This is a genomic window from Microbacterium sp. 1.5R, from assembly GCF_001889265.1.
In the GTDB taxonomy this organism is placed as follows: domain Bacteria; phylum Actinomycetota; class Actinomycetes; order Actinomycetales; family Microbacteriaceae; genus Microbacterium.
In genome coordinates, this window is sequence record NZ_CP018151.1 from 3,160,579 (window position 1) to 3,176,690 (window position 16,112).

Annotated in this window: 15 protein-coding genes; 3 read left to right on the top strand and 12 right to left on the bottom strand. The window is 69.1% G+C overall.

Features of this window, described 5'->3' with window-relative positions; translation table 11 throughout:
* Positions 1 to 6: 6 nt before the first annotated feature.
* Genes BMW26_RS15150 through BMW26_RS15170 form a run of 5 tightly spaced genes read right to left on the bottom strand, consistent with a single transcriptional unit; the run spans position 7 to position 5,042 of the window.
* Positions 7 to 735, bottom strand: a complete 729-nt coding sequence (locus BMW26_RS15150) for a FadR/GntR family transcriptional regulator (protein ID WP_072591934.1) — start codon at positions 733 to 735, stop codon at positions 7 to 9.
* A 33-nt stretch (positions 736 to 768) separates the two neighbouring features.
* Positions 769 to 1,548 carry a 3-oxoacyl-ACP reductase gene (locus BMW26_RS15155; RefSeq protein WP_053097800.1) on the bottom strand — a complete coding sequence of 260 codons (780 nt, stop codon included), beginning with the start codon at positions 1,546 to 1,548 and terminating at the stop codon, positions 769 to 771.
* A 47-nt stretch (positions 1,549 to 1,595) separates the two neighbouring features.
* Positions 1,596 to 2,957, bottom strand: coding sequence for an aldehyde dehydrogenase family protein (locus tag BMW26_RS15160; protein ID WP_072591935.1), 1,362 nt, complete (start codon positions 2,955 to 2,957; stop codon positions 1,596 to 1,598).
* Positions 2,954 to 3,706 (bottom strand): gamma-glutamyl-gamma-aminobutyrate hydrolase family protein, encoded by a 753-nt coding sequence (locus BMW26_RS15165; protein ID WP_072591936.1) that lies wholly within the window; start codon positions 3,704 to 3,706, stop codon positions 2,954 to 2,956. Before BMW26_RS15165 ends, BMW26_RS15160 begins: the two co-directional genes overlap by 4 nt.
* Positions 3,687 to 5,042, bottom strand: a complete 1,356-nt coding sequence (locus tag BMW26_RS15170) for a glutamine synthetase family protein (RefSeq protein ID WP_072591937.1) — start codon at positions 5,040 to 5,042, stop codon at positions 3,687 to 3,689. The genes BMW26_RS15165 and BMW26_RS15170 overlap by 20 nt, the downstream gene beginning before the upstream one ends.
* A gap of 156 nt (positions 5,043 to 5,198) precedes the next feature.
* On the opposite strand from BMW26_RS15170, the gene BMW26_RS15175 reads away from it, so the two are divergent.
* Complete coding sequence (locus BMW26_RS15175; protein WP_072591938.1) at positions 5,199 to 6,746, top strand: amino acid permease; 1,548 nt, start codon at positions 5,199 to 5,201, stop codon at positions 6,744 to 6,746.
* A gap of 22 nt (positions 6,747 to 6,768) precedes the next feature.
* Here BMW26_RS15175 and BMW26_RS15180 read toward each other — a convergent pair whose 3' ends face one another.
* Genes BMW26_RS15180 through BMW26_RS15190 form a run of 3 tightly spaced genes read right to left on the bottom strand, consistent with a single transcriptional unit; the run spans position 6,769 to position 7,762 of the window.
* The gene (locus tag BMW26_RS15180) at positions 6,769 to 7,041 is read right to left on the bottom strand and encodes a metal-sensitive transcriptional regulator (RefSeq protein ID WP_053097810.1); all 273 of its coding nucleotides are present in this window, start codon (positions 7,039 to 7,041) and stop codon (positions 6,769 to 6,771) included.
* 29 nt (positions 7,042 to 7,070) lie between these two features.
* Positions 7,071 to 7,484, bottom strand: coding sequence for a type II toxin-antitoxin system VapC family toxin (locus tag BMW26_RS15185; RefSeq protein ID WP_053097812.1), 414 nt, complete (start codon positions 7,482 to 7,484; stop codon positions 7,071 to 7,073).
* Positions 7,481 to 7,762: a type II toxin-antitoxin system prevent-host-death family antitoxin gene (locus BMW26_RS15190; RefSeq protein ID WP_053099257.1), complete on the bottom strand. Its 282-nt coding sequence runs from the start codon at positions 7,760 to 7,762 to the stop codon at positions 7,481 to 7,483. Before BMW26_RS15190 ends, BMW26_RS15185 begins: the two co-directional genes overlap by 4 nt.
* 127 nt (positions 7,763 to 7,889) lie before the next feature.
* Here BMW26_RS15190 and BMW26_RS15195 point away from each other — a divergent pair, with 127 nt between their 5' ends.
* Together BMW26_RS15195 and cls are read left to right on the top strand one after the other, a co-directional pair.
* Positions 7,890 to 9,167 carry a DUF445 domain-containing protein gene (locus tag BMW26_RS15195; RefSeq protein ID WP_053097814.1) on the top strand — a complete coding sequence of 426 codons (1,278 nt, stop codon included), beginning with the start codon at positions 7,890 to 7,892 and terminating at the stop codon, positions 9,165 to 9,167.
* A gap of 135 nt (positions 9,168 to 9,302) precedes the next feature.
* Positions 9,303 to 10,763, top strand: coding sequence for a cardiolipin synthase (gene cls / locus BMW26_RS15200; protein ID WP_072591939.1), 1,461 nt, complete (start codon positions 9,303 to 9,305; stop codon positions 10,761 to 10,763).
* A 22-nt stretch (positions 10,764 to 10,785) separates the two neighbouring features.
* Here the strand turns inward: cls and BMW26_RS15205 are convergent, their stop codons facing one another.
* From BMW26_RS15205 to hutH, 4 genes are read right to left on the bottom strand one after another with little or no spacing between them, the layout of a single operon-like run.
* Entirely contained in the window at positions 10,786 to 11,691 is a 906-nt protein-coding gene (locus tag BMW26_RS15205; RefSeq protein ID WP_053097818.1) for an arginase family protein, read from the bottom strand.
* The gene (gene hutI, locus BMW26_RS15210) at positions 11,672 to 12,889 is read right to left on the bottom strand and encodes an imidazolonepropionase (RefSeq protein WP_072591940.1); all 1,218 of its coding nucleotides are present in this window, start codon (positions 12,887 to 12,889) and stop codon (positions 11,672 to 11,674) included. The genes BMW26_RS15205 and hutI overlap by 20 nt, the downstream gene beginning before the upstream one ends.
* Positions 12,886 to 14,565, bottom strand: coding sequence for a urocanate hydratase (hutU, locus tag BMW26_RS15215; RefSeq protein ID WP_072591941.1), 1,680 nt, complete (start codon positions 14,563 to 14,565; stop codon positions 12,886 to 12,888). The genes hutI and hutU overlap by 4 nt, the downstream gene beginning before the upstream one ends.
* A complete protein-coding gene (hutH, locus tag BMW26_RS15220; protein WP_072591942.1) occupies positions 14,558 to 16,099 on the bottom strand; it encodes a histidine ammonia-lyase in 1,542 nt (513 codons plus the stop codon). Before hutH ends, hutU begins: the two co-directional genes overlap by 8 nt.
* Positions 16,100 to 16,112: the final 13 nt, after the last annotated feature.

Sequence of the window (16,112 nt, forward strand, 5' to 3'; positions counted from 1 at the left end):
GCGGGTTCAGATCAGGAATCCGCGCAGCAGCGCTTCGGAACCGGCGAGGTGATCGCGCATCGCCGCCTCGGCGACGTCGGGCCGCCCGGCGAGGATCGCCGTCACGATCTGCTCATGCTGCTCACCCGAGTGCTGGATGTTGCGCGGCATCAGCGGGAACGTGTCGAGCCACGCATTGACGTCGGCCCGGTTCTCGGCGACCAGCGCGACGAGCGAGGGGATGCCGGCCGCCTCCGCGATCGCGAGGTGCAGCAGCGTGTCGAGACGCCGATACTCCTCGGGCCCGGCGGGCAGCGCGGCCTCATGTCGCGCCCACAGGTCGGCGCGGGTCGCGGCATCCAGCGTCCGGCTCGCCGCAGCCCGCACCGCTCCCGTCTCGAGCACCCGCCGCAGCCCCAGCACATCGTCGATCTCGTCCGCCGTGACCTCCCCGGCATCCGAGGGCTGGGGCAGCGGATCGGCGATGAACGTGCCGCCGTAGCGCCCCCGCTTGGGCACCAGGTATCCGGTGTCGGCGAGTTCGCGGATCGCCTCGCGCACGGTGTCGCGACTGACGCCGAACGAGGCGGCGAGCTCTCGTTCCGGCGGCAGCGACTCCCCCGGGGCGACGACGCCGAGGCGGATGGTCTGCACGAGGCGAGCCACCGCATCCTCGAGGGCGTTGCCTCGGCGAAGCGGCCGGTAGACCGCCCGGCGCACCTCGACGAGATCGCCATCGGAAGGGTGCTCGCTCATGCTTTCACCTTGTCACAGTGACATGATCCCGCTTCACAGCGGGGTGACGTAGGCGTTCGTGATGCCGCCGTCGACCACGAAGGCGCTGGCGGTGATGAACGATGAGTCGTCCGAGGCGAGGAAGGCCACAGCGGCGGCCAGCTCGGACGGCTCGGCGAAGCGCCCCATGGGCACGTGCACGAGTCGTCGCTGCGCGCGCTCGGGATCCTTGGCGAACAGCTCCTGCAGCAGCGGCGTGTTCACCGGCCCGGGGCACAGCGCGTTCACCCGCACGCCCTGTCGCGCGAACTGCACGCCGAGCTCGCGCGACATCGCCAGCACGCCGCCCTTCGACGCGGTGTAGCTGATCTGCGAGGTCGCCGACCCCAGCAGGGCGACGAACGACGCGGTGTTGATGATCGATCCGCGACCCGCCGGCACCATGTGGCGCAGTGCCGCACGGCTGCACAGGTACACGCTCTTCAGGTTCACGTCCTGCACGCGATCCCAGGCCGGCAGCTCGGTCGTCTCGATCGAGTCGTCGTCAGCGGGCGAGATGCCGGCGTTGTTGAAGGCGATGTCGATACGGCCGAACTCCGCGGCGACGCCGTCGAAGAGGGTGTTCACCATGGTCTCGTCGGCCACGTCGACGGGACGGAACGCACCGCCCACCTCGGCCGCCGCCTTCTCGCCCGTGGCGGGGTCGACGTCGGCGATGACGACGAACGCGCCTTCGGCCGCGAAGCGCTGAGCGGTGGCGAAGCCGATCCCGCTCGCCCCTCCGGTGATGATCGCGACGCGGTCCTTGAGGCGCTGGGTCAGATCGATGGTCATGTGTGCTCTCCGTTGCAGGTGGGGATGGTCGGGCCGGGTGTCGCTGGTCAGGATTCGTCTGTCGCGAAGAAGACGTTCTTGGTCTCGGTGAAGTGCTCTGCGGCGTCGGGACCCAGCTCGCGCCCGAGTCCGGATGCCTTCATGCCGCCGAACGGCGTCGCGTAGCGCACCGACGAGTGCGAGTTCACCGAGAGCACGCCGCTCTGCACGCCGCGCGAGACTCGCACCGCCCGTCCGAGGCTCTCGGTCCAGATCGACCCGGCGAGACCGTAGACGGTGTCGTTCGCCAGGCGGATCGCATCGGCCTCGTCCTCGAACGGCATCACCGCGACGACCGGGCCGAACACCTCCTGCTGGGCGATCCGGTCGGACGGGTCGGCGAGCACCACGGCGGGCGCGAACCAGAATCCGTCGCCGCTCGGAGCGCTGCCGCGGAACGCGATGTTCGCGTCGTCGAGGAAGCCCGACACGGTGTCGCGATGCGCGGCAGAGATGAGCGGCCCCATGTCGGTGTCGGCACTCGACGGGTCGCCCACACGCCACGCCCTGACCGCGGGTTCGAGCATCTCGAGGAACCGGTCGTACACCGATCGCTGCACGAGCAGCCGGCTGCGGGCGCAGCAGTCCTGGCCCGCGTTGTCGAACACCGAGCCGGGCACCGCGGCGACGGCCTTCTCAAGGTCGGCGTCGGCGAAGACGATGTTGGCGCTCTTGCCGCCGAGCTCGAGCGTCACGGGCTTGAGCGCGCGAGCGCATCCGGCGGCGACCTCGATGCCGACCTCGGTCGACCCGGTGAACACGACCTTGCGGACGTCAGGGTGCTCGACGAGACGCTGCCCCACCACGGATCCCGACCCGGTGACCACCTCGAACAGCCCTTCGGGAAGGCCCGCCTCGAGGGCGAGCTCGCCGAGTCGGATGGCTGTCAACGGCGTGAGTTCGGCGGGCTTCAGGACGACGGCGTTGCCTGCGGCGAGCGCCGGCGCGAACGCCCACGCCGCGATCGTCATCGGGAAGTTCCACGGCACGATGACTCCGACCACGCCGTAGGGGTCGTGGAAGGTGACGTCGAGTCCGCCGGCCACCGGGATCTGCCGACCCGACAGTCGCTCGGGATCGGCCGAGTAGTAGTTGAGCACCTGCGCGACGTGTCCGGCCTCCCAGCGGGCCGAGCCGATCGGATGCCCGGAGTTCCGCACCTCGAGCTGTGCGAGCTCCTCTGCGGCGGCCTCGACCGCACGAGCGAAGGACCGCAGCGCGTCAGCCCGCGCGACCGGGGCGAGAGCCGCCCACCGTCGCTGCGCTGCGACAGCGCGCGCGATCGCGGCATCCGTCTCTCCGATGTCGGCGCGCGCGACCTCGCGGATCGCCGCGCCGGTCGACGGGTTGATGACTGTGAACGCGCTCATCGGGCGTCCTCCTTCCGCCGCGCGGCGAACGCACGGGCCTGTGAGACGAGATCGGTGAAGAGCCGCCGATCCTCGGCGTTCTCCTCGGGGTGCCATTGGACGCCGACGATGTGGCCGGCTGACGTGTCGACGAAGGCCTGCACGAGGCCGTCGTCCGAATGCGCGGCGGCGACGAGCCCCTCGCCGAGACGGTCGACCCCCTGGTGGTGGTAGCTGTGCACCCGCATCTCGGTCTCGCCGATGATGTCGGCGAGGGGTGTGTCGGTCGACACCGCGACGTCGTTCTCGGCGAAGACACCGCCGCCGATGCGGTACTTCTCGGTGCCGAGCGACTCGGGCAGGTGCTGCTGCAGGGTTCCGCCGCGGGCGACGTTCACGAGCTGCAGACCGCGGCAGATGGCGAGCACCGGGATGCCACGACGCTCGGCCGCCTGGAAGAGCGCGAGCTCCCACGCGTCGCGGTCGACCCTCGCGGGGTCGGTGAGCGGATGCCGGTCCTCGCCGTACAGCTCGGGCGCGACGTCCGCCCCGCCGGAGAGCACGAGGCCGTGCATGCCCGAGATCGCCGCATCTGCAGCACCCGGATCCTGTGGTGGAAGAAGAAGGGCGATGCCGCCGGAGGAGGTCACGCTTGTGAGGTACTGCTCCGGCAGGAACGCGGCCCTGACATCCCACACCCCCTGCTGCGCGCGCTCGAGATAGGTCGTGACGCCGATCAGCGGCGCGGGGTCAGAGGCGCTCGAAGCCACGGATGCGCTCCCAGTCGGTGACGGCCGCGTCGTAGGCTTCCACCTCGATGCGGGCCTGGTTCAGATAGTGCTCGACCACGTCGTCGCCGAACGCCGCCCGCGCGACGATCGATTCGCTGAACAGCTTCGCCGCCTCGCGCAGGGTGGTCGGCAGGTGGTCGACCGCATCCTCGTAGGCGTTGCCGGTGAAGCGCTCGGGCAGCGGCAGTTCGTTCTCGATGCCGTGCAGACCGCCCGCGATGATCGCCGAGATCGCGAGGTACGGGTTCACATCTCCGCCGGGCACCCGGTTCTCGACCCGCAGCCCCGATCCATGGCCGACTACCCGCAGAGCGCAGGTGCGGTTGTCGATGCCCCATGCCACACCGGTCGGCGCGAAGCTGCCCTTCGCGAAACGCTTGTACGAGTTGATGTTGGGCGCGAGCAGCAGGGTGAATTCGCGCAGAGTGGCGAGGATGCCGGCGATCCAGTGCTCCATGACGGGACTGAAGCCGTGCTCTCCGTCGCCTGCCATGACCGGGGCACCCGACTCGTCGCGCAGCGACAGGTGGATGTGACAGCTGTTGCCCTCCCGCTCGTTGAACTTGGCCATGAACGTGAGCGCCTTGCCGTGCTGCTCGGCGATCTCCTTCGCGCCGTTCTTGTAGATCGCGTGCTGGTCGGCGGTCTCCCGCACCTCCGCATACCGGAACGCGATCTCCTGCTGACCGAAGTTGCACTCGCCCTTCACGCCCTCGCAGTACAGGCCCGCGCCGTCCATGCTGTTGCGGATGTCACGCAGCAGCGGCTCCATGCGGGTCGAGGCGAGCAGGTTGTAGTCGACGTTGTAGTCGGTCGCGGGTGTCAGCCCGTCGTACTTGCGCGCCCAGGCGTCGCGGTAGGTGTTGTCGAAGACGATGAACTCGAGCTCGGTGCCCGAGTACGCGGTCCAGCCCCGCTCGGCGAGGCGGTCGCGCTGGCGATCGAGGATCGCCCGGGGCGAGGGCCCGACGGGTTCGCCGTTCTGCCACACGAGATCGGACATGACCAGCGCGGTGCCCTCGAGCCACGGGATGTTGCGCAGGGTCTCGACGTCGGGCTTCAGCACCATGTCTCCGTAGCCGCGGTCCCACCCCGACATCGCATAGCCGTCGACGGTGTTCATGTCGACGTCGACCGACAGCAGGTAGTCGCAGGCCTCGGCCCCGTGAGCCAGGATGTCCTCCTGGAACAGCCGCGCCGACACGCGTTTGCCGACCAGTCGCCCCTGCGCATCCGCGAAGGCCACGATCACCGTGTCGATCTCACCGGCGGCGATGCCGGCATCCAGCTGTTCGATGCTCAGGTTGCCCGACATCTGACGCTCCGTTCTCGTGCGGTGAAGCGATCGGCCGACCGGCTTCGCCCTCAGAGTAGATCAACTCGTCGTTTAAAGGTAGACGAAACCACCATTGACTGTCACAATCATCCGCAAGGTGCACCCGGCGCCTGCACGCATGCGAACGGAGAGCGGATGTCCCAGCAGAGCAATGAATCCCGCAAGGTCGCCGGAGCGACCTATACACGTGCCGGGAGTGACTACTTCGAGAAACGGACGCTGAAGAGGTCGGCCGGCGTCTGGGGCCTGTGGGGTCTGGCGGTCGCCGCGGTGATCTCGGGCGACTTCTCCGGCTGGAACTTCGGCATCGACTTCGCGGGTTTCGGCGGGATGCTGATCGCGTTCGCCATCCTCGTGGCGATGTACTACGGCATGATCTTCGCGATCGGCGAGATGGCGGCCGCGATGCCGCATACCGGCGGCGCGTACTCCTTCGCCCGCTCGGCCATGGGTCCGTGGGGCGGTCTCGTCACCGGAGCCGCCGAGACCATCGAGTACGTCGCGACCACGGCGGTGATCGTCTACTTCTCGGCGTCGTATGCCAACGGCATCACGAGCGAGCTGCTCGGTCTCGAACTGCCGGGCTGGGTCTGGTACCTCATCCTCTACGTCGTCTTCATCGCCCTGAACTCCGCGGGCGCCGCCATCTCGTTCCGCTTCGCGATCGTCGTCTCCGTGATCTCCATCGGCATCATCCTGGTGTTCTCCGCCATGGCCCTCTTCTCCGGCGCGTTCTCGTGGGATGCCCTGTGGGACATCGTCCCCGACGAGGGCCAGACCGCGTTCCTTCCGCACGGCGTCCTGCCGATCCTGTTCGCGCTGCCGTTCGCGATGTGGTTCTTCCTCGGCATCGAGGAGCTCCCGCTCGCGGCCGAGGAGTCGCACAACCCGACCCGCGACATCCCGAAGGCAGGATTCTGGGCACGCGGCACCCTGATCGTCACCGGACTCCTGGTGCTGTTCCTGAACACCGGCGTGATCGGCGCCGAGGCCACCGGCACCGCCGGTGAGCCGCTGCTCGACGGCTTCCGCGCGATCGTCGGCGACCAGCTCGCCGCCGTGCTCGCGCTGTTCGCCCTCATCGGCCTGCTCGCGTCGCTGCAGGGAATCATGTTCGCCTACGGACGCAACATGTACTCCCTGTCCCGCGCCGGCTACTACCCCCGCTTCCTCTCGCTCACCGGAAAGCGGCAGACCCCGTGGGTCGCGCTCACTGTCGGCGCGGCGGTCGGCTTCGTCGCGCTGATCGTGCTCGACGTGCTCACGGCCGTCGACTCGGAGGGTGCCGGAACGGTCGCCGGCGCGATCGTGCTGAACATCGCCGTCTGGGGAGCCGTCGTCGCCTATGGACTGCAGCTCGTGTCGTTCATCATCCTGCGCAAGAAGTTCCCCAACGTCGACCGTCCGTACGTCAGCCCGTGGGGCATCCCCGGCGCGGTGATCGCCCTGGTGATCGCGGCACTGATCTTCGTGGGCTTCCTGCTCAACCCGACGTTCGGCCCGGCGATCATCGCGATCGCGATCGTCTACGCGATCATCCTGCTCGGATTCGGCCTGTTCTTCCGGCACCGCCTCGTGCTCTCGCCCGAAGAGGAGTACGCGCTGTCAGGCGGTTCGCACGGCGACCCGCAGGCCGAGGGCTACGACGCCATGGAGGGCGAGGTGTTCGGCGGCGGACGCTGACGCGGAGCGGAGGAGCGCGGCGCTACTTGCGGTCGAAGTCGAACGCCTTGAGCAGCTCGTCGACGGCCTTGTCGCGCTCCTCCCCGCCCTCGTCGAACATGTGCGTCACGTGCGTGCGCAGATGGTTCTCGAGCAGCAGGCGGTTGAGGGACTCGAGCGAACGCTGGATCGCGCGGGACTGCGTGATGATGTCCATGCAGTACTCCTCGCTCTCGATCATCCGCGCGACTCCGCGCATCTGACCCTCGAGGATGCTGGTGCGGTGCAGCGCACGCTTCTTGATGTCTTCGATCACGATTCGAGGGTACTCGGATCCTGCCTCGGTCAGCCCGAGAACGGGTTGAGGACAGCGAGTCCCGGGATGTCGAAGTCTCTCTCGTTGCGGGTGACCAGCGTCAGTCCGTGGTGCAGCGCGGTGGCCGCGATGAGCGAGTCGCCGAGCGGACGCCGGTTCGGCACTTGGATGGCTGCGGTGATCTGAGCGATCGCCTGCGTCACCTCGAGAGCGGGGTGCACCAGTCCGCTTCTGACCGAATCCAGCCACCGTTCCAGAGACGCGGCGGCGACGGCATCCCGTCTCCGCGCCAGGAGGACGCCGCGCTCGAGTTCGAGCCCGGTGATCACGCTGATGTGAATGGACTCCCGAGCCGTCGCGCCGAACCACCGCGCCACGCCGAGGTCGGGCCTGGGCCGACGGATCTCCGAGATCACCTTCGTGTCGACCAGGAACGGTGTCACAGGTCGATCTCTCGTCCGAAGTCACGCGATCTGTCGGCGGCGATCTCGTCCATGATCTGACCGAAGACGTCATCGGGATCCGCCCCCTCAGGGAGGGGCCGGACGACGTCCAGGAAGGATCGCGTGTCCTCCGTCAGAGCGGCGGGCCGGAGGCGTTCGTACTCTCCGATGCTCAGCAGTACGTAGGCGGGCTCGCCACGTCTCGTGATCATCACGGGCTGCCCGTCGGCGACGCGCTGAGCGCGCGCGACGGACTGGTTGAACTCTCGAGCGGTCATGGTGAACACGATGGACCCCGTTTCGAACTGTAGTGAGAGTACTACACAGCGTGGACTCGGTGAAGGGCGAACGGACCGGACGCTGCAAGCCGACCTCAGCGAGGACTCCCCGTGAAAGGATGACGTCATGCCGCGAACCCCGATGGCGCTTCTGTCGCCCGCAGACCAGGTACGACTTCGCGCTCTTCGCCGCATGAAGGCGGTGGCTCTCGGAGCGCTGATCTTCATGGCGGTCGTGTTCGTGATCGCGTTCGCCTTCCAGGAGCGTCAGCCGTGGTTGGCCTACGTCCGCGCCGCCGCCGAGGGCGGCATGGTGGGTGCTCTCGCCGACTGGTTCGCCGTGACCGCGCTCTTCCGTCGGCCGCTGGGGCTGCCCATTCCGCACACCGCGATCATCCCGAACCGCAAAGACGAGATCGGCCGCACGCTGGGCGAGTTCGTCGAGACGAACTTCCTCGAGGCGAGCGTCGTGCGCACCAAGCTCGCGAGCACGGCGATCGCGAAGCGCGCCGGTGAATGGCTGCGTGAGCCCGCCCACGCCGAACGCGTGGCGGCCGAGGGGGCGACGATCGCGACCGCCGTCCTGAACGCTCTCAGCGACGACGACGTGCGCGACCTCATCACCGACCTCGCCCGCGAGCACCTCGTCTCTCCCGAGTGGGGACCGCCCGCCGGCGCCTGGCTCGAGAAGATCGTCGAGGCCGATGCGCATCACGGGGCGGTCGACCTCGCCGCCGACAGCATCGGCCGCTGGCTGGATGCGAACGCCGAGTCGTTCTCGGGACTCATCTCGCGCAGGCTCCCCGGGTGGGTGCCGAAGCTCGCCCACCGATTCGTCGACGACACCGCCTACAACGAGGCGGTCAAGTTCGTCCGCGCCGTGCAGGCCGACCCGAAGCATCCGGCACGCATCGCCGTCGACGGCTACCTCGCCCGCCTCGCCGACAGCCTGCAGAACGACCCCGCGACGAGGGCCAAGCTCGAGAACGCCAAGGCATCGCTGTTCGACAGCCCCCGCGTGGGCGCCCTCGCCGCCGAGGCCTGGGACACGGCGAAGAACGGACTGCTCACCGCCCTCGCCGACCCCGAGAGCGGTCTGCGTGTGCGCGCGGCGCAGGCTCTGCAGGAGATCGGCGACAGGCTCACGACGGATGCCGCGCTGCAGCACCGCGTCGACACGTGGGTGTCGGATGCCGCGGTGTTCCTCGTCGACCGCTACCGCCACGACATCGCGTCGATCATCACCGACACCGTCGAGCGGTGGGACCCGGTCGAGACGACCGAGAAGATCGAGCTCATGGTCGGCCGCGACCTGCAGTACATCCGTCTGAACGGCACGTTCGTCGGCGCGCTCGCGGGCCTGGCGATCTTCACGATCGCGCACCTGCTGATCCCCGGGGTCTGAGCAGCGCGGACGGCATCGCACCCTCCGGGTGAGGGCCTGTGGAGGGGCGGCCGCGCCACTGCTAGCGTGCACCTCACTCGCGCAGGTCGCACGGGGAACCCCTCTGGCATGCCGGCATCCCTCGAAGGAGGAGTCATGGACTCGCTGCTCTCCGCGAACCTGGTCTGGTCGGTGCTCGCGATCGCGGCGTTCTGCATCAACGTGCTCGCGCTGATCTACATCCCGCGCGATCGCAAGCCCACCGCGGCGATGGCGTGGCTGCTGCTCGTGTTCCTGCTTCCTTTCATCGGCATCGCGCTCTACCTGCTCATCGGAGACTTCCGGCTGCCGAAGAAGCGCCGTGACGAGCAGCAGCGCATCACGGCGATGATCGCCGAGCGCGCCCTCGACGTTCCGGATGCCGAGGCTCCGCGGTGGCTGCAGCGTGTCGCGCAGCAGAATCACGCCCTCACCGGCCTGCCGATGGTCGGTGCCTCGTCGGCGCAGCTGATCGACGACTACCAGGCATCGATCGACGCGATGGCCGCAGCCATCGACTCCGCCGAGCGATACGTGCACGTGGAGTTCTACATCGCGGCGCGCGACGAGACGACCCGGGGCTTCTTCGACGCGATGGAGAGGGCCGTCGCCCGCGGGGTGACGGTGTGCCTGCTGGCCGACTACATCGCCTCGCGCAAGATCCCGAAGTCGGAGGAGACCTTCGCGGAGCTCGACCGGGTCGGCGTGACGTGGGCATGGATGCTGCCGGTTCGCCCGCTCAAGGGCGAGTACCAGCGCCCCGATCTGCGCAACCACCGCAAACTCGTCGTCGTCGACGGCCACGTCGGTTTCATCGGCTCGCAGAATCTCATCTCCCGCGACTACAACTCGGAGAAGAACATCAGACGCGGCCTCATGTGGCAGGAGCTGGTGTCCCGCGTCGACGGACCGGTCGTCGCCCAGGTCGATGCGGTGTTCCTGTCGGACTGGCTCATCGAGACCGGCGAGGACCTGTCCGCGGTCGAACGCGTACCGGCCACCGCCGTTCCCGCACCTCCACCCGCCGATCTGCACTGCCAGATGGTGCCGAGCGGGCCGGCATACGGCACCGAGAACAACCTGCGGATGTTCCTCTCGCTCATCCACGGCGCGACCGAGAAGGTCATCCTGACGAGCCCGTACTTCGTCCCCGACGAGGCGATGATCTATGCCATCACCACGGCATGCCAGCGCGGACTCGACGTGCAGCTGTTCGTATCGGAGCTCGGCGACCAGGCGATGGTCTATCACGCACAGCGGTCGTACTACGAGACGCTGCTGCGAGCCGGAGTGCGCATCTTCCTCTACCCCGCGCCGTACATCCTGCACGCCAAGCACTTCTCGATCGACGACGACATCGCCGTGATCGGCTCGAGCAACATGGACATCCGCTCCTTCAGCCTCAACTCCGAGATGTCGCTGCTGGTGCGGGGCGGGTCCTTCGTCGCGCAGATGCGCCAGGTCGAGCAGAAGTACCGCGCCGCCGGGCGGGAGCTGACACTCGACGAATGGCTGCGCGAGCCTGCGAAGTCGACCTTCCTCGACGGCCTGTTCCGGCTGACGTCGGCGCTGAACTGAGTGGCGCTCTCCCGACGCCGTGTCAGCGGGACGCGAGCGCCGCGAGCATCTCGAGCACGCACAGCGCGGCGAGCCTCACCGTGCGCAGGTCGTCGGTGTCAGCGGTCGCATCGACCTCGGCGATGTCGGCGCTGACCACACGCGGGTCGCCGACGATCGCGCGCACGAGGTGGCGCAGCTCCCACGCGGCGAAGCCGCCGGGAACGGATGCCGGGCAGCCCGGCGCCGCGGAACGGTCGGCCGCGTCGACATCGACGTCGAGGTGGATGCGGGCGGCGGCACCCGCTCCGGCGATGCGCGTCGCCTCCGCGACGACGTCCTCGATGCCCCGGCGGCGAACCTCGTCGAGGGTGATCACGCGGATTCCCCACCCGGCAGCACGCGCCGCGTAGGCGGCGGAGTTCGCGAAGTCCGCGATGCCGATCTGGACGATCCTCGTCGGGTCGATCCTCTCGCCGTCGGGCGCGTCTTCGATCAGCCGACGGACGGGCGATCCGTTCGAGATGCCGTCACGCAGATCGAAGTGCGCGTCGATGGTGATGAGTCCGGTGGCCCCGGCACCGCGCGCGACCGGATAGGTCAGGGCGTTGTCGCCCCCGAGTGCGATGACGAGACGGGTGGCGTCAGCGAGCTCGCGCACGCGCCGGACGGTGGTCGCGATGCCGTCCTCGCCGTCCGGCTCGTCGACGTCCCCGGCATCGAGCACGCGGAGTGCCGCCCCGAGATCGACCACGGGCGGCCCCATGAGCGTCGCGCTGTACCGGGTGAGCGCCTCGCGGATCGCGGCGGGCGTCGCGTGCGCTCCGGTCGGTGACAGCGAGGTGCGCCAGGTCGGCACGCCGAGCAGCACGGCATCCGCGTCATCCCCTGTCTCGAACCCGGGCCAGGAGCCCGCGCGCGGCCAGAGCTCATCGTGCGACAGTGCCATGGTTCGTCCCCTCTACCGTTCCGGATGCTGCGAAGACCCCGACGCCGTCCTTCCACACCCGCTCGACGAGCGGGACTCCGGGTCGGTAGGCGAGATGGATGCGGGTCGGCGCCGACAGCAGCACGAGGTCCGCCCGCGCGCCCGGCGTGATCACGCCGACATCGTCGCGGCGCAGCGCCAGAGCGCCCCCGGCGGTCGCCGCCCACACCGCCTCGGCGGGGGTCAGGCCCATGTCGCGCACCGCGAGCGCGATGCAGAACGGCATCGACGACGTGAAGCTCGATCCCGGATTCGTGTCGCAGGCGATCGCCACGGTCACGCCCGCGTCGATGAGTCGTCGCGCGTCGGGATACGGCTGGCGCGTCGAGAACTCCACCCCGGGGAGCAGCGTGAGCACCGTGTCGGATGCTGCCAGCGCCTCGATGTCGGAGTCGGTCAGGTAGGTGCCGTGGTCGACGGATGCCGCGCCGAGGTCGACGGCGAGGCGTACTCCCTCACCCGGGCCGAGCTGACTCGCGTGCACTCGGGGAACGAGCCCCTGTGCGATGCCCGCCTCGAGCACGCTTCGCGACTGCTCGACCGAGAACGCACCCGTCTCACAGAACACGTCGATCCACTTGGCATGCGGAGCGCACGCGTCGAGCATCGGCCCTGTCACCAGGTCGACGTACTCGTCCGCGCGGTCGGCGTACTCCACCGGCACCACGTGCGCTCCGAGGAAGGTGACCTCGGGCGTGACTTCCGCCGCGAGGCGCACCAGGCGCTCCTCGTCTCGCACGCTCAGGCCATAGCCGCTCTTGATCTCGACCGTCGTGGTGCCCTGGGCGAGCATCTCGTCGACGAATCCCCGCAGACGCGCGCGCAGCTCGTCGTCGCTCGCCGCTCGTGTCGCGACCACGGTCGAGCGGATGCCGCCGGCGGCGTATCGCTGCCCTGCCATCCGGGCCTCGAACTCCGCGGCGCGGTCGCCTCCGAAGACCAGGTGGCTGTGGCTGTCGACGAAACCGGGGATGACGGCGCGACCCGCCGCGTCGAGGACGACGTCGGCCTCTGGCGCATCCGCGGCGGACCCGACCCATGCGATCCGCTCGCCGTCGATGAGCACTGCCGCGTCGACGAGCGTGCCGAAGCGGTCGCCGTCGGGCGAGGCGACGTTGGTCGTCAGCTCGGCGATGTTCGTGATCAGCGAGGTGCTCACAGCATCGGCACCTTGAGTCCACGCTCACGGGCGATGTCCCGAGCGTGCTCGTATCCGGCGTCGACATGGCGCATGACGCCGGTGCCCGGATCGTTGGTGAGCACGCGTTCGAGCTTCTCGGCGGCGAGCGCCGATCCGTCGGCGACGGTCACCTGCCCTGCATGGATCGAGCGCCCGATGCCGACTCCGCCGCCATGGTGCAGCGACACCCACGATGCACCGGATGCCGTGTTGAGCAGCGCGTTCAGCAGGGGCCAGTCGGCGATCGCATCCGAGCCGTCCTTCATGGCCTCCGTCTCACGATACGGCGACGCCACGGAGCCGGAGTCGAGGTGGTCGCGGCCGATCACGATCGGCGCGGCCAGCTCCCCCGAGGCCACCATCTCGTTGAACTTGAGGCCGGCGAGGTGGCGCTCCTTGTATCCGAGCCAGCAGATGCGCGCGGGCAGGCCCTCGAAGTGCACCTTCTCGCCGGCCTTCTCGAGCCAGCGGTGGAGAGCCTTGTCTTCGGGGAACAGCTCGGCGATCGCACGGTCGGTCTTGTAGATGTCCTCGGGGTCGCCCGAGAGCGCCGCCCAGCGGAAGGGTCCGCGACCCTCTTCGAACTGCGGGCGGATGTACGCCGGCACGAAGCCCGGGAACTCGAAGGCGCGATCGAATCCGCCGAGCTGCGCCTCGGCCCGGATCGAGTTGCCGTAGTCGAAGACCGCGGCCCCGGCATCCTGGAACGCGACCATGGCCGCGACATGCTGAGCCATCGACTCGCGCGAGCGGCGGGTGAACTCCTCCGCATCCCGCTCGGCCTCGGACTTCCAGTCGGCGACGGCCATGCCGACCGGCAGGTAGGCGAGCGGGTCGTGCGCGCTGGTCTGATCGGTGACGATGTCGATCGGCACCCCGCGACGCAGCAGCTCGGGGAAGACCTCGGCCGCGTTGCCGACCACGCCCACCGAGAGCGCTTCGCCCGCATCCTTCGCCGCGACGACCCGCGCGATCGCCGCATCGAGATCGGTGGTGTACTCGTCGAGGTAGCCGTGCTGCACACGACGGGCGAGACGCGATTCGTCGACGTCGACGATCAGCACGGCGCCGTCGTTGAGGGTCACCGCGAGCGGCTGAGCGCCGCCCATGCCACCCGCACCGCCGGTCAGCGTCAGCGTTCCCTTGAGCGAGTCCTTGCCCAGCGAGCGGGCGACCGCGGAGAACGTCTCGTACGTGCCCTGCAGAATGCCCTGGGTGCCGATGTAGATCCACGACCCCGCGGTCATCTGGCCGTACATGATCAGACCGAGCTCTTCGAGCTTGCGGAACTCGGGCCAGTTGGCCCAGTCGCCCACGAGGTTCGAGTTGGCGATCAGCACGCGCGGCGCCCACTCGTGCGTGCGGAAGACGCCGACCGGCTTGCCCGACTGCACGAGCAGCGTCTCGTCCGGCTCGAGCTCATCGAGCGTGCGGACGATCGCGTCGTACGCCTCCCAGCTGCGCGCCGCCTTGCCCGTGCCCCCGTAGACGACGAGGTCTTCGGGGTGCTCGGCGACCTCGGCGTCGAGGTTGTTCATCAGCATCCGCTTCGCCGCCTCCGCACCCCAGCTCTTGGCGGTGCGCTGGTTGCCACGGGCGGCGCGAACCGTGCGCGGCCCGGCGGTCGGAGTCGTATCCGTCGTGATGTCAGTCATTCGCGTGCTCCTTTGCGATGCGGGCGACGGCGCCGGACTGCACGAGTGCGGTCACGGCCTCCATGTCGGGTGAGAGGAATCGGTCGGGTCCGGGGCCCGCGGCGACCGTGCGCACCAGGTCGCGCACCGCTCCGGTCGCAGGGCCGGCCTGCAGCGGAGCGCGCAGATCCAGCGCCCGGGCACCGGTGAGCACCTCGATCGCGAGGACACGGCCGAGTCCGTCGATCGCGCGGCGCAGCTTGCGAGCAGCAGCCCACCCCATCGACACGTGGTCCTCCTGCATCGCCGAGGACGGGATGGAATCGACGGATGCCGGGACGGCGAGCCGCTTGAGCTCCGAGACGATTCCGGCCGCCGCGTACTGCGCGATCATCAGCCCCGAGTCGACACCGACCTCGTCGGCGAGGAAGGGAGGCAGCCCGTGGTTACGCGCCGGATCGAGCGCGCGGTCGGTGCGGCGCTCGGAGATGGAGGCCACGTCGGCGACCGAGATGGCCAGGAAGTCCAGCACCGCTGCGACCGGTGCACCGTGGAAGTTGCCGTTCGACTCGATGCGCCCATCGACCGTGATCACCGGGTTGTCGATGACGCTGGCGAGCTCGCGCTCGGCGATGGTCGATGCGTAGCCCATCGTGTCGCGCGCGGTGCCGTGGACCTGCGGCGAACAACGCAGGGAGTATGCGTCCTGCACGCGTCCGTCCTCCGGTCCCTTGTGGCTGTGCACGATCGGCGAATCGTGCAGGAAGGCCCGCAGGTTCGCCGCCGACTCGGCCTGGCCGGACTGCGGTCGCAGCGCCATGAGGTCGGCCGCGAAGACGGCATCCGTGCCGAGCTGCGACTCGACCGACATCGCCGCCGCCATGTCGGCCGTCACGAGCAGCGTCTCGAGGTCGTGCAGCGCCAGCACGAGCATGCCGAGCATGCCGTCGGTGCCGTTGATGAGCGCGAGGCCCTCTTTCTCGACGAGAGTGAGAGGCTCGACGCCGGCGGCGGCCAGAGCATCGGATGCCGGGATGAGCGTCCCCTCGGCGTCACGGACATCGCCCTCTCCCATCGCCGCGAGCGCGATGTGCGCGAGCGGGGCGAGGTCGCCGGAACACCCCAGCGATCCGTATTCGCGCACGATCGGGGTGATGCCCGCGTTCAGCAGAGCAGCGTAGGTCTCGACCACGACGGGGCGAACACCCGTCCGGCCGGAGGAGAGCGTCTGAAGGCGCAGTAGCTGCAGGCCGCGGACGACCTCGCGTTCGACCTCCGCGCCGGTGCCGGCCGCGTGCGAGCGGATGAGGCTCGCCTGCAGCTGAAGGCGGCGGTCGGGGGCGATGAACGTCGTCGCGAGCGCGCCGAAACCCGTCGAGACGCCGTAGTGCGGGTGCGGATCTGCCGCGAGTCCGTCGATCACGCGCCGCGTCTCGGCGACCCGGTCGAGAGCGGCGGAGCTGATCGTGACGCTCGCGCCATAGCGCGCCACCGCGACGACGTCGGCGGGGCTCAGGGGTGCATCGCCGATGAGGACGGCGGGAAGATCGGTCATGTCTCGATTCCAC

What these genes read in the sequence shown, in the direction of transcription:
- cls (WP_072591939.1), top strand. Translation starts at nt 9,303, where the DNA reads ATGGACTCGCTGCTCTCCGCGAACCTGGTCTGGTCGGTGCTCGCGATC.
- BMW26_RS15205 (WP_053097818.1), bottom strand. Translation starts at nt 11,691, where the DNA reads ATGGCACTGTCGCACGATGAGCTCTGGCCGCGCGCGGGCTCCTGGCCC.
- BMW26_RS15155 (WP_053097800.1), bottom strand. Translation starts at nt 1,548, where the DNA reads ATGACCATCGATCTGACCCAGCGCCTCAAGGACCGCGTCGCGATCATC.
- BMW26_RS15175 (WP_072591938.1), top strand. Translation starts at nt 5,199, where the DNA reads ATGTCCCAGCAGAGCAATGAATCCCGCAAGGTCGCCGGAGCGACCTAT.
- hutH (WP_072591942.1), bottom strand. Translation starts at nt 16,099, where the DNA reads ATGACCGATCTTCCCGCCGTCCTCATCGGCGATGCACCCCTGAGCCCC.
- BMW26_RS15190 (WP_053099257.1), bottom strand. Translation starts at nt 7,762, where the DNA reads ATGACCGCTCGAGAGTTCAACCAGTCCGTCGCGCGCGCTCAGCGCGTC.
- BMW26_RS15160 (WP_072591935.1), bottom strand. Translation starts at nt 2,957, where the DNA reads ATGAGCGCGTTCACAGTCATCAACCCGTCGACCGGCGCGGCGATCCGC.
- BMW26_RS15195 (WP_053097814.1), top strand. Translation starts at nt 7,890, where the DNA reads ATGCCGCGAACCCCGATGGCGCTTCTGTCGCCCGCAGACCAGGTACGA.
- hutU (WP_072591941.1), bottom strand. Translation starts at nt 14,565, where the DNA reads ATGACTGACATCACGACGGATACGACTCCGACCGCCGGGCCGCGCACG.
- BMW26_RS15150 (WP_072591934.1), bottom strand. Translation starts at nt 735, where the DNA reads ATGAGCGAGCACCCTTCCGATGGCGATCTCGTCGAGGTGCGCCGGGCG.
- BMW26_RS15170 (WP_072591937.1), bottom strand. Translation starts at nt 5,042, where the DNA reads ATGTCGGGCAACCTGAGCATCGAACAGCTGGATGCCGGCATCGCCGCC.